Annotated in this window: 10 protein-coding genes and 2 pseudogenes; 5 read left to right on the top strand and 7 right to left on the bottom strand. The window is 36.5% G+C overall.

Annotated elements, in window-relative coordinates; translation table 11 throughout:
- Positions 1 to 284, bottom strand: a pseudogene (locus Q4591_RS18665) (NAD(P)/FAD-dependent oxidoreductase); the annotation flags it as partial.
- A 199-nt stretch (positions 285 to 483) separates the two neighbouring features.
- Positions 484 to 2502, bottom strand: coding sequence for a methyl-accepting chemotaxis protein (locus Q4591_RS18670; RefSeq protein ID WP_102520183.1), 2019 nt, complete (start codon positions 2500 to 2502; stop codon positions 484 to 486).
- Positions 2503 to 3327: 825 nt separating this feature from the next.
- Here Q4591_RS18670 and Q4591_RS18675 point away from each other — a divergent pair.
- Positions 3328 to 4473 carry a hypothetical protein gene (locus tag Q4591_RS18675; RefSeq protein ID WP_303462378.1) on the top strand — a complete coding sequence of 382 codons (1146 nt, stop codon included), beginning with the start codon at positions 3328 to 3330 and terminating at the stop codon, positions 4471 to 4473.
- 95 nt (positions 4474 to 4568) lie between these two features.
- Here Q4591_RS18675 and Q4591_RS18680 read toward each other — a convergent pair whose 3' ends face one another.
- The 4 genes and pseudogenes from Q4591_RS18680 to Q4591_RS18695 form a co-directional block, all read right to left on the bottom strand.
- Entirely contained in the window at positions 4569 to 5504 is a 936-nt protein-coding gene (locus tag Q4591_RS18680) for an NYN domain-containing protein (protein ID WP_303462380.1), read from the bottom strand.
- 46 nt (positions 5505 to 5550) lie between these two features.
- Positions 5551 to 6993 carry a hypothetical protein gene (locus tag Q4591_RS18685; protein WP_303462382.1) on the bottom strand — a complete coding sequence of 481 codons (1443 nt, stop codon included), beginning with the start codon at positions 6991 to 6993 and terminating at the stop codon, positions 5551 to 5553.
- A 394-nt stretch (positions 6994 to 7387) separates the two neighbouring features.
- Complete coding sequence (locus Q4591_RS18690) at positions 7388 to 7900, bottom strand: TnsA endonuclease N-terminal domain-containing protein (protein WP_303462384.1); 513 nt, start codon at positions 7898 to 7900, stop codon at positions 7388 to 7390.
- 665 nt (positions 7901 to 8565) lie between these two features.
- Positions 8566 to 8697 (bottom strand): annotated as a pseudogene (locus tag Q4591_RS18695) (ISAs1 family transposase); the annotation flags it as partial.
- Between the two features lie 293 nt (positions 8698 to 8990).
- On the opposite strand from Q4591_RS18695, the gene Q4591_RS18700 reads away from it, so the two are divergent.
- Complete coding sequence (locus tag Q4591_RS18700; RefSeq protein WP_303462386.1) at positions 8991 to 9806, top strand: hypothetical protein; 816 nt, start codon at positions 8991 to 8993, stop codon at positions 9804 to 9806.
- A gap of 64 nt (positions 9807 to 9870) precedes the next feature.
- Here the strand turns inward: Q4591_RS18700 and Q4591_RS18705 are convergent, their stop codons facing one another.
- Positions 9871 to 10065: a hypothetical protein gene (locus tag Q4591_RS18705; RefSeq protein ID WP_303462388.1), complete on the bottom strand. Its 195-nt coding sequence runs from the start codon at positions 10063 to 10065 to the stop codon at positions 9871 to 9873.
- Between the two features lie 212 nt (positions 10066 to 10277).
- On the opposite strand from Q4591_RS18705, the gene queD reads away from it, so the two are divergent.
- The 3 genes from queD to dpdA are packed head-to-tail and all read left to right on the top strand — an operon-like array spanning position 10278 to position 12809.
- Complete coding sequence (gene queD, locus Q4591_RS18710) at positions 10278 to 10640, top strand: 6-carboxytetrahydropterin synthase QueD (protein ID WP_303462390.1); 363 nt, start codon at positions 10278 to 10280, stop codon at positions 10638 to 10640.
- A 2-nt stretch (positions 10641 to 10642) separates the two neighbouring features.
- Positions 10643 to 11581 (top strand): hypothetical protein, encoded by a 939-nt coding sequence (locus Q4591_RS18715; RefSeq protein ID WP_303462392.1) that lies wholly within the window; start codon positions 10643 to 10645, stop codon positions 11579 to 11581.
- Positions 11568 to 12809, top strand: coding sequence for a tRNA-guanine transglycosylase DpdA (dpdA, locus tag Q4591_RS18720; RefSeq protein WP_303462394.1), 1242 nt, complete (start codon positions 11568 to 11570; stop codon positions 12807 to 12809). The genes Q4591_RS18715 and dpdA overlap by 14 nt, the downstream gene beginning before the upstream one ends.
- Position 12810: the final 1 nt, after the last annotated feature.

Raw genomic sequence — 12810 nt, forward strand, 5'->3', positions numbered from 1 at the left:
AGCAGTGCTGCTTCAAATAACGCTTCAACCAAGCGCTTTGGTAGCCATTGGCTGATGGTGTTACGTAGGCTTTGCTTGGGGTGATTTGCAAGCGCTAGCTCGATTTTATCTTTCGCTGACTCATTGGGTAACAGGTTAATGCTAATACTTTGGCCTGCTTGCCAGTAATTTGAAATTTGTAAAATTGCCGGGCCTGATAAGCCGCGATGAGTAAATAACAATGCTTCGCTAAACTGAGTGCCGTCTTCTGCCGTGATTGTTGATGGCACCGCAATACCCGAAACACCGCGTAAACATCTAGCCCCATCGCTCTAACTCCTAGCAGCTAGCTCCAAATTCTTAAATCATAATTACCTGACCATTGTAAAGGCATCAGGTAATTTAGCTGTATTTGATTGAAGCGAGTTTAGCCGCCAAACCCATAAAAATATCTATGCGCAGAATGAAATAAGATACCGACTTTATATTTTGATGTGACCCAAACTAACGTATACCTGGATTAGATAAGGCTGACGTACCATTTCTTTCAATCTTAAACTGCTCAGAAAGAGTCGCTAATGTAGAAGCTATTTTACTTATTTCTTCACTTGAAGATGATACTTGGCTTGCTGCAGCTGAATTCTCATATGCTACATCGCTAATTGAAGTAATATTTAAGCTAATCTCGTTAGATACACATGATTGCTCCTCTACAGCAGCCGCGATAAGTTCAGTCATTTGGGTGATACTCCCAATCTCATCGTTGACAGACTTGATCATTTCAGCGGTATCTTGCGCATTAGACCTAGTACGACTACAAACCTCACGGCTTACACCCATCACAGCAACAGCTTCATTAGAAGCACGTTGCAGCCTGGCTATCATTACTTCGATGTTTTTTGTTGAATCCTGAGTTTTCAAGGCAAGCGAGCGAACTTCATCAGCAACAACAGCAAAGCCGCGCCCCTGATCGCCAGCTCTTGCAGCTTCAATCGCAGCGTTCAGTGCTAGTAAATTCGTTTGATCAGCAATGCCACGAATGACATCTAACACCGAACCAATCTCTTTTGAGTCAGCTTCTAATGATTTAATAACCTCACTTGCACTTTGAATCTCATTATCTAAATCTGACAGGTCTTTAATTGTCACAATAACTTTCTCATTGGCATTAAAAGAGCTATTTTGAGCTGAAAGCGCCGAAACTGCAGCACTAGAGGCACTTTGAGCAACATCATTTACGCTTGTTGTCATTTGCTCAACGGCTGTTGCTACTTGTTCAATACTCTCTTTTTGTTGCTCAAGGCTAGTTGTTGATTGTAAGCTAAGTGCGCTTGTTTCTTCTGCTGAACTCGCCAAACTACTACTGTTATCGACTATTTTACTCACTATTTCTAGTAGGTTATTAGCCATGAGTTTCATTGCACCATAAACACTATCAGTGTTTCGACTATCATCAAATTGAATGGTTAAATCGCCTTTCGCGATCGCTTCTGAAATATGTCTCATATCAGAAGGTTCACCTCCAAGAGGGCCAGTAATTGATTTGCTGATGAAAAAAGCGATCACACTTATTAGTAATATGAAAAAAGAAACAATTATTCCAATTAACCAGTTAAGTTTATAAATGGAACTGAACGCTTCATCGACATCTATTTCTGATATCAATGCCCAGTTGATACCATTGATAGAAAGGGGGGTATAAGCTGATAGAACTGGATTACCATTATAATCAACAATCAGTTCTTCATCTGTAATGCCCGTTAATGCTTTCTGAGTTGCTTCTGTGTTTACTCCATTAAATTCAACATTCCCAGCAAATGACGCTTTTACTGATCGCCCGACAGGATCTAAAAATGAATCGGATCGCATTAGTAAATCACTACCAACAAGGTAGCTCTCACCAGAGTTCCCCATTCCAGCCCGCTGATGCATAATGGCATCAATTGATTGAATTGATAGCTGTAACGCAACTACGACTGACTCCCCCTTTAGGTTTTTTATAGGTATGGCAATAAAACTCGCGGGTTCGTTATTACTAGCACTATACTGCCTAAAATCAGCCATCTCGAACTCTTGACTGCTGCGAACGGTACGAAATAACTCTCCGAGGCCTGAGTCACTGTATATACCGGTTATTAGATTCGTCTGATAGTCAGCTTCTTTCTTTGTCGTATAGAAGACATAACCAGACTCATTGATTAGAAATAAATCATAATAGCCATAAGATTCGATGAAATTATCAAAATACTCATGCATCGTAATTGATGACGCTCTTAACCCTTCAGTAGACTCGAAATTCAAGGTCTTCTCAATTGTGCTCCTAAGCACCTCCATGTCTCCTCGCCGCTCTGCGAAATAATTTTCTATTTGTGACTTGGTAATTTCTCTTACAGCAACTAATTGAGAGAATGCTTGCTGCTCTATTGCAGAGCTAGCAATTCTATTTGATAAAAAACCAACGATTAATGTGGGTAAAAGTGATAAAAATAAGAATGAAAACAGAAGTTTCTTTTGAAGTTTCATTACGCAGCCAAATCTTATTGCTATTGTTATAAAGGCAATTGTCGCACCGACAACAACTAAAACCAAACAAAAGCATAACGTTAACACTGAGCCACCAAACAAAATAACACCACACACACCAATCAAACCCCGATGCGAAACCATTAGCAAACAAGCGCAACCTAAAGACATCAAACGTTACAGAGCCGAACAATGAGAAGAAAGAATGCGAAACAGCGACGTTGGAAGACTTACGAGTATAAAACCCTAAAATACTGAGGTTAACGTGGCAAAGACTAAATTATTAATTAGAGGCCAAAATCAGACAAACTAAAGACTTCCCTGAACGGCTTCGGGTTAGATTGATGTGAAATAACAGCAGTATTAAAACGGCAAAATTGCACAAGATGTGCAACTAACCTATCGAACAAGTCATTGGCAATTGAGGGAAAATCTGATGATGAAAAGTCGCCATCAATTTCATTCAAAGGGACACTATGTAATGATGAAATTAAAACGAAGACAAATTTAGCCTACAACCCTTATTACATCGTTAGTGTTTTTCCTCGTTTTTTGAATTAAAACGAAGATTAAAGTAAACAGCTGATATATATGAGTTATTTATAATTCATTCATATAACTCTATTTAGTCCGCTGATTCGGTATAACTAAAAAAACCACTTTTAAAGGTTATTTTATCCCTACTAGTGACTCACCACTATTGCTAACATCAAAGCCTGAATTCTCTCAAAAACAATAAATTGACCTTTATTGGACCCTTTTAGGTCAATGTACGAACAAATACTAAATGTATAATAATCTCAAATATCTAGTCAGGAAAAATGTATGACAAAATTCACAAAAAAAGAGTCCCAGTTAATAGTAAATCATGTCTGTGCTTGCATTAAAAAACTTAAAGTTACTCAAGAAAAATTGTGTGGCGAACTTGATCCCCCTTTAGATACCTCATTGTTTACAAAAACCAAACAGGGTAAAAAACGCCTAAGCGACGAATACTTGTCTCAATTGGTCGAATTATTTGGTTACCCTCGAATCGGTAAGGGAATCTTCGTTGAAGCGGAGCATTATGATGGACTGAATGAATTTCTAGATACTTATGAAGATACTCAACTTGCCCGCTTTACTAATCGCCAAATTCAAATTTGGCAAAATGCAGAATTTATTGAAAGCTTGCTACGCTCATTCGTAATCATTGAAAAAAAAGCCATAGAAAATAGCAATAACTTTACAGATAATAAAACTTATGTTCTGGGACAACTACAGTCAATGCTAAAAGATGAAGCTTTTAAAAATTGGTTTGATTTATATGAACCAAAGGCACATTCTAGCGCTCTAAAAAAGGTCTTGTTCGATATTAAAGAGTCTCCTACAGAACCTACCCTAGAAGCTATCTTAGCTGTATATAACATTCGCTGTTTGCCTGAGTTCCCAAAAGAGGCATTACTTCAAAGACTTGGTATGATGAATTACTTAGTAGATTCTATTTATGAATTTGATATTTCCCACCAAACACTATTTCCAATTCCAATTGAAAAAGAGCTGGTTATATCAGGGGAACAAGTATTAAATGAAAGAATCTCATTAAATACTTTTATTGATAAAACATCTCGTAAGTTTGACTCCCTAATCAAACAGTTCAGCTTAATTGATGAGATAACCTTATTGGAGCCAAATTCAAAGATTAGGTTAATAATTAGGGACTACCTGATTAATCATGATCATGTAGAAAGTTGGCAATACGTTCAATTCCAGATATTTTTAGGTACTGAGATGGGGTATCACCTTTTATTGAGTTTTGAGGGTAAAACAAGCCGAAAAGTCGTAATTTCGCTAAAAAATAATAATGAAATAATCGATACCATCATAGAGTTACACAAATTTTTCGGACTAAAAAACATCATAATTTCAGCTATAAAAAACTCACTTGCTGAGGCTGGAGGATATATCCCTGGCACAACACTACTTACATGATCATCATTATTTACTTCGTTTAGTCGCCAAAATTATTGGCGACTAAACGAATATGTACTTGATACTGGACTTAACTGTAACGCAGTAGGCTTAACTTAAGCTGCATTCACTAGGGCCTTTTTCAAAGCGACATGTTTCACAGTAGGACATTGACCATCAACCAATTCTGAATGAGATTCCAAACTTGGGACTTTAAACCAAACTGTTAGACCTTCTCGCAACTGAACAACTTCAGCCCTGACCCCACTAAAGCTAAAATGAAAATCTCCGGAGTTAGATGTTATAAACCCGAACTCTCTATTAAAATCTAACTTGCGGATAACCCCCTTTAAAATTGCACCAGCTTGCGCCACAAGATTTGAACGCATCGCAATGAAACAACGGTCACTTCTTTCATCTACAATCTCAAATAGATCTATTTTATCTTTTATAAGCTTCTTTAAGCTTAAAAAACCATAGTTCCGATGATCAAAAGATGAATCAAACGTCTTAAGCATTTTGCCCATATCTCCAAGATATACAGGCTCATTACTTTCTGCGCAACGAAGGTAAGAATCAACAAGTAATACATTAAGGTCTTGATGGCTTAACCGAGTAGCTGGTTCCGATAAATTTTTAGTAAGCACAAAATTATGGCAAGCTTTACGAAACCTTTCAGGGGTGTTCTCTTTACCTATAGCCATAACATGCAACCCTTTCTCTCGAACTCGCTGAGCTAAACTATAAAACCCACCATCACTAGAGACGATACAAATAGCATTTATTCGTTGGTTATTGCTAATTAGCTCAATGGCATCCATTACTAAAGCATGATCAGCCGCATCTTTTCCATAATGAAACTGTTGTTTAGGACTAGATGCCGTTTCATGAAGAACATCTTGCCAGCCACTCTGTTGCCTTGAAGTCCAATCCGCATAAACCCATTTAATAGCGACTGTTCCATACTTTTCGACTTCCTCAAGCATTGATGCATATTGAGCTTGTGAAGCATTTTCTCCATCAACTAATACAGCAAAAGTTAAATCCATCATTTACAATCCTTGTTAATAACGCTTGCATTAAACAAGCATTGTTTAATTAATAAACTGCACGAACCCCTGAAACTCTATATCCATTTTCACTCAAAGATTTTTTAAGGTTCATAATTAACACATCCACACCTTCGGACCATTTATTCATCTCAGCTTCAACCTTTACTTGCTCTAACAATTCAGCAGCAGATAAAGGGTTGGAAAGCATAGCAACTTCACACTTAAGAATCTCACATAAAAAAGTTAATATATATATGAACTTACCAGAGTTAAGCTCATGAATAACAATCTTATCATTACTCAATGTTGCAGAATGAAAAACGTCGCCACAAACTTGTATCTGCTCATATTCAACCGAGTACTCGATATTAGTAGCCCATAGAGTAAAAGCATCGCTCAGATTAACTTCATATGGAGGCCTATTTGCTTCGCGGAAAACCTTACGTACAACACCACCGAACAATCCTTGCCCATAAGCATTCCAATCAGGCATAAACCTAGGATCAGTCACTTCAAGATCCACAACTTTATCAAGTTCACAGCTTTTAAATAACTTTTGCAATCTAAAGTTATTTCTTTTTTCTTGTTGTTTTTTCCCAAATTTTACCTGATATGACTCAAGCTTACTTAACAGCCTCTTTGCATGCTCATCAGGAGCTATAACTTGATTGGATTCATCACATCCCAATGGTTCATCTTGAATAAATTGCTTTATTAATGAAGGTAAGTTCAAAATATCAGCAGCTTCTTGACAAGCTCTTACTAGACTGGCTTTCAGCCACTGACTAGATTGATAAAAGTAATCATCTTGTTCATACCTTGGCTTTAAAAGCTTAATTATTGCCTCTTCTATAACTGCAGCTTGATCTGATAGGTTTTCAATGTTTGTTCGAGTCAGGACCGAGGCAGTAAAATGTTTCAAATCTTCATCTCTTGCGACTTTAGTATCCTGATTTTCTTTTACCTCAACTTTATAGGTCTCTAAAGCCTCTCGTAACTTCTCAGTAATAGACTTACTACGCTCAAAATCAACAAGAGGTGAATTGTATGGTGAATAAGCTCGGCCATTCTCATCAATACAGTCTAAAGCCTTAAAATGTTGTACTTCTATATCATCAAAACTATCGTCTCCTATGGGGTAGCGACCAAATTCAGTATCTTTAGAACAGGCTGAAAGACCTAGCATAACAACCTGCTGTTCCCAATTATCAGGAAATACAACCTTAGCCCTACGAAAGACCTTGTAAGTATAAAAACTTGTGCCGGGTAATTTAGGTGATAAAAGTGTAATTAAAGGTTCTAAATCCGTAGTTTTTGCTTTGCCCTTACCGGACTTTAACTGACTGACATAAGGCTGAGAGTAATTAAGTATTTCACTTATCTTAGTTAGGGTCATGCCACTCTGTTCAGCCAGCAGTATGATCTCCTTTGTATGCGGATGTTTGTCTGAGGTTACTACAGGAAAAAGTACTTCATTTTGGTCTTGCATAAAAATCCTTGCTTCAAGTTATTAATTTAAGATGAGTTTTACACAAAAAAAACAGTTTAAAAAGCAGATACTTACTTATATTTTACCTATGAACTTTACAATAAAACCTTTAAAAACAGTTAAATAAAAAAATAAAATGCTTATGATTCCTATTAAGACCATTAAAAACAAGGAGGAAAACCACTAAGAGATACTAGAAAAAATGAAACTCTACAACCACAGACTTCCCACACACTAAAACAAAAAAAACTGATTATAAATAACTTATTAAAAGCTTATTAACCACTTATATTGGTTTTATTTGAATTTAGTTAACTTATAATTTCAAGCCATATTCAAATTCGACTTGAACAGATTCGGTTCATTAACTCGAGCATCTGACTAAAGCTTCTCTTTATTCCGATTCAGTAACAAGCTGATAATCAATATGCTCTAGCTCACAATAGGCTTGTTGAATCGCCAGTTTTTCCACCGTTCTCTCGCGTAGCGAGTCCGATTCCTGTTTGACCGGGTGAGCAATACGTGACCCATCAATTAAAGTTGAAACAAAATCAATGGTTTGGACGATTGGCACCTGTTTTGAGCCAACGTAGACAGGATGTTTTACACCGAGCTGCTTGGCGATTGGAACGGAGAACTCGAGCGGAATAGCAAATTGCTCATAAATCTCAACAACATAACGCATTTGCACAAGGGATAGATACATCCAAAGTTCGTTTTGCGACAGCAGATGCATTACACGATTGGGCGTTGAAAAATGGGCAATTTTGGTTTTAATACCCGAACTACGAACATCCTCGACACGCCAAAACGGTTCGTACATTACCTCGTCTAGTTCAATACTGCGACGATGAGCCTCGAACCACCTCTCTTGGCGCTGAAATGTCATTCTTGCTGTTCGCTTCATTTGCTTAGTCTCAAGTTGAACACTAAATTGATAATTTAATTTTTAGCCCTATCGAAAACCGATGTCAAGCACAAAACTTACGACATAAGCCATTGTATTTTATTTAAAAAAATAAATATCTTTATATGTTTTTTTAAATAATTAAGTCGCTTTCACCAACCTCACAACGCAAACAAAACATAACCCTCAAAATATATAGTTTTCTAAATAATCAGTAAAAACAAAAAAGTAAAAAACAATATAAATCAGCAATATAAACTACACGCGAAATTATTTGAATTATTTAAATTATTTTTAATCAAATAAAATAAAGTCCTCACTTGGGCTTAAAACAGGGGGGAATTTAATTACGATGATAATCACTAAAAAGCCCCTGGTTATAACCAAGGAGAATAAGTGAGTGTGTATGGATAGCAAAATGATATATAAATAAGTAAAAAATCTGCCGGAAATAAATTTAATTTTTTTGGTGGGAGTGGAAAAAACGATGGGGTGATTAATGAAATGGGGACTTAACTATTACGAAAAACGAGTGAGAAGCAATAATAAATAAGCCAAACAATGACTGATGATTTGATAGGATGATAACCAGCATGCAACTGTCTTTATTAAATTCCTTTCAGGTGACAGACTCTAAAGGTTCAGCCCAATGCGCCGAAACAGAACATCTTCTTCGCGTTTTCACCTTCACCAATCCTTGAACAGTCTTCCCTAAAGGTGACATCAAACATCCCGTGTTGCTGGTTCTCGATGTGCCAATGCTGACGCACCGCTTTGACTGCAAGTTAGATAACATTTCCAATTAGATCATCTAGATAAGAAGAACTCCCCCCTACTACTAACAACCTCCTATGATCCCGCTAATCCCCATGTTCAGCGCTATCAACTCACCACAACATTGTAGGATTGTTTTCAGTAATGTGTCACAAAATTTAGTATCCAAACTAGAATGTTTTATCTATCATCATATAGTTTTCTAAATACGCCTAAAAGTGAACAGACTTAAATGTATACATATAACCCAATAGATGTACCCTTTAATCACCGACATACATGTTGGTTTTGCGGAGAACCATCCATTGACAACATTATGTTTCCATTGAACAAATATGATCTAAATAAAATAAGTCATGACCCAATTAGTATACCTGCTTGTTCTGAGTGTTTAATAATCCTCGAAAAATTTGAATGTTTAACAACTGATTGTTTACGCGATGAAGTTAAAAGTAACTTAACAAAGAAATATCAAAAAGACTTGAGTATTGGATCTAATTGGACAGAGGAAGAATTACAAGAGTCAGACTTTACAGGGGTTGCCTTTGAGGGATTCAAAAAAAGTGCTTGGAATATGTATAAAATAGCTAAATCTCGTGTGAACTTTAAAGGTTGGCCAATATCAATTAATGGAATAGATATTGACTACTCTAATGATACTGCGGGATTTGAGTTTGACGGAATATTATTTAGCAACTTAGAGGCAGCAATTAAACATTTTGTGAAAACTTTCATTATTGATGAAGCCTTGTTAAGACAGTCTGTTGAAGTCTTAGGTGAAGACAAGTTCAATCAAGCAATAAAGTATTCTAGGCTTCACCCGAATATTTCCGCATCAGAAAGGGAAAAGTTGATTCAAGATTTAGAGTTTTCGATCACTGAAGAAAAAAACGCCTCTCAGGAAAAACTTTCACAAGTAAATATCGAGGGTGTTGAAGAGGTCTCTCGTGATGGTGTCTGTGTGGATACAGTAACGGTTGCTTGGGCATTAGATAATGATGTTCAATGTTTATCAGATTTGTACAATTTAGAAGATGATTTTTTTGACTATTTCTATGAAAAAAATTCAGAAAAAGAGGTTTGGTCAAAATTTAATGCTTTAGAGTTTTATTTAGAAAAATATCAATTATAACTCCGCTTACATCACAGGTTAGCTGAGGGCAAGATTCTGAAAATTTTATGAGCCATTTGTCTTGTTAATTAATACTTGTCATTAAGGCTTGAATATGTTTTTCATCAAGGCTATTAATCATTTCTCTGATAGTGTTGTGTTCTATCTCGATTCCGAGAGCAGATTTTGCAAGATTTACAGCCTCTTCTTTGCACCCGTGGTGATCATTTTCTAAAGTTATGATGATTTTTACTAAGACTTCTTTTATTTCCGGACTCATAGATAAACCCCCTCCAAAATGTACATTATATTTGTAAGCATTAAATCTTTAACTTGTTTTACTCAACAACAAAAATCATAAGTCAAATCCCCTCAATTTACCAATGAAAACGTTGGTGACATGTAGCAGAGGCAGTAGCTAGGGCCCTATATCTAGTGTATAATCCCCAAATATAGCGTAAAAATCTTAACCCTAAAGGCTTACTGAGTACTATGACCATTGAAATCTATAAAGAATTTACTTTTGAATCTGCACATAAGCTTCCAAATGTTCCAGCAGATCATAAATGTGGAAGGTTACATGGTCATTCATATAAAGTTAGACTTCACTTGATGGGAGAACCAGATCCGCATCTAGGTTGGTTTGTTGATTTTGGCGACCTTAAAGAGATATTTAAGCCTGTTTATGAGCAACTAGATCATAGGTACCTCAATGACATAGAAGGGTTAGAGAATCCTACGGCCGAAGTTATAGCGGTATGGATCTGGCATAAACTTGCTCATAACTTACCTCAATTAAGTGCTGTTGAGCTTATGGAGACATGTACATCAGGTGTCATTTACAGAGGGAAATGATCTTGAAAGTTCACTTAATAACTAATTGTAGCAACGGCAAACGAAAGCACCTTCAAAATAAAGTCTCTTTTGGTGATGTTCTGAATACAGAACATTCAGACATTAAAGATTGGGTTGATGCTATATCTAGTAATAAAAGTAGAGACTTGGCAATAAACACGTATGCAGGTGATCATTGGAAGGTAGCAAAAGACATAAATAATTACGGTGTGCCACTTTGGGTTCTATCGGCAGGGTTTGGTTTTATTTCAGGGCAAGATAATATTTGTTCCTATGATGCAACCTTCAGTAATAATGGAGAAAATGCAGTTCGTATTTTTTCAAATACGAATGACATTAACAAAGACAACATCACTTGGTGGGAACAATTACACTTAAACAGGTGTGATTCATACCAGCACGATATTAGCTCAATGGTTAGACACCACAAAAATGATAACTTCTGTATATCTGCCTCACCTCAATATTTGAAAGTAATTTTACCCGAACTTATAAAATTACAGGAATCCGGATATATTACTGAAAAAAATACAATTATTATAACTAGTAAAGTTGAGTTACCACAGAGTCTACAATCATTAAGGTTAATCGCAACAGAAGATTTTTGTGAATTGCTACAAGGAAGCAGAGTCTCTTTAAATATCCGATTAGCTAGATATTTGTTGAAGGATTTAAACTCCACTGATGATTTTATATGCCAAGTACATGAAAGGTACGATCGGTTACAAAAACGGTCTAAACCAGCTAAAAAATTTGACAGAGTTAAAGTTGATGACGTTCAAGTGGCTGATTATATCGTGAAAAAATTAAAAAGTGACTCTTCAAAAAGCTCTGCGACTGTGCTGTTAAATGCTTTTAGAAGTGACGGATTTGCTTGTGAACAAAAAAGGTTTGGGAAAATTTTCAAACTCACAAAGAGAACTTTAAGTGAAAAAAGTTAAATTTTACTTTCCTGACAGTCATGATTATGTTGACCCTACTTTTGACTTCGAAAAAGAAACTAATAATGAACACAGAGTTATCCAACGAGATGACAAATATGCTCATGAGATTTTTTCTCAACCTGTTTACGATGGAATCCTAGTATCTAAAGCGGTTGTAGATGGAATTAGTGGTGTAAAGGGCAAGTATTCTGTAGCACAAAGACAGCGCTTTTTTAGAGAAGGGATCTATCGCTTCTTCAGACTGCCAAAATCGTACTCAACAATCGGAGATTGTGGTGCCTTCACCTATGCAAATGAAGAAGTTCCTCCTTACTCCATTCATGATGTAGTCGAGTTTTATGTAAATGCAGGCTTTACCTACGGTATCTCACTAGATCACATTATATTTGAGTTTGCTAGCTCACAACTTGAGTCACATAAAAAATTCAGTAATGAACAACTACTTGAATGTAATAGAAGAAAGGAAATAACACTAGATCTAGCAAATAAGTTCTACAAAGAAAGCCTTTCAGAATCATTTAAGGCTTACGGAGTTGCTCATGGATGGGATCCTGAATCTTATGCCGATTCAGTTAGCCAACTTCAATCGATGGGTTATAAAAGAATCTCCCTCGGTGGTATGATTAAACTGAAGACACCAGATATTCTTTCCGTTCTCAAAAAGACAGCGGAGATTAGAAAAACAGATACACAGTTTCATCTTCTTGGCATTAATCGGTTGAACCATATTCAAGAGTTTGCTTCTCTTGGAGTTACTAGTTTCGACTCCACAGCCCCCCTAATGCAAGGGTTAAAAGACGACAAGTTCAATTACCATACCCATGCAGATGATTACACTTCCATTTCAGTACCACAGGTTGAAGCAAATAATTCCATGCGTAAACTTGTTGCTTCAGGTGCAGTTGACCATGACGAGGCTAAAAGGTTAGAAAAAGCTTCTTTGCAAGCCTTAATAGCCTTTGACAAAGGAGGCATAGAGCAAAACAAAGTCTTAGATATTCTTTGTGAGTATGAAAAGCTCTACAACGCTAAAAAATCACGCAGAGAAGCAATGGAAAAAGCCTTAACTGATCAACCATGGAAAAATTGTAAATGTAATGTATGTCGTGACCTAGGAATTCACATACTCTTGAAGAGAGGCGCCGGTCGTAATAGGCGAAGAGGATTCCACAATCTATATATTGCATACCAAAAGCTTCAGAAAGAGCTTTCCTTAATCAAGTAGG

Origin of the sequence: Shewanella sp. 3_MG-2023 (assembly GCF_030548765.1) — a bacterium.
Lineage (GTDB): Bacteria > Pseudomonadota > Gammaproteobacteria > Enterobacterales > Shewanellaceae > Shewanella.

Bases quoted from the DNA above. Each gene is read 5' to 3' on its own strand.
- Q4591_RS18670 (WP_102520183.1), bottom strand. From the start codon at position 2,502: ATGAAACTTCAAAAGAAACTTCTGTTTTCATTCTTATTTTTATCACTT.
- Q4591_RS18675 (WP_303462378.1), top strand. From the start codon at position 3,328: ATGACAAAATTCACAAAAAAAGAGTCCCAGTTAATAGTAAATCATGTC.
- Q4591_RS18680 (WP_303462380.1), bottom strand. From the start codon at position 5,504: ATGATGGATTTAACTTTTGCTGTATTAGTTGATGGAGAAAATGCTTCA.
- Q4591_RS18685 (WP_303462382.1), bottom strand. From the start codon at position 6,993: ATGCAAGACCAAAATGAAGTACTTTTTCCTGTAGTAACCTCAGACAAA.
- Q4591_RS18690 (WP_303462384.1), bottom strand. From the start codon at position 7,900: ATGAAGCGAACAGCAAGAATGACATTTCAGCGCCAAGAGAGGTGGTTC.
- Q4591_RS18700 (WP_303462386.1), top strand. From the start codon at position 8,991: ATGTTTCCATTGAACAAATATGATCTAAATAAAATAAGTCATGACCCA.
- Q4591_RS18705 (WP_303462388.1), bottom strand. From the start codon at position 10,065: ATGAGTCCGGAAATAAAAGAAGTCTTAGTAAAAATCATCATAACTTTA.
- queD (WP_303462390.1), top strand. From the start codon at position 10,278: ATGACCATTGAAATCTATAAAGAATTTACTTTTGAATCTGCACATAAG.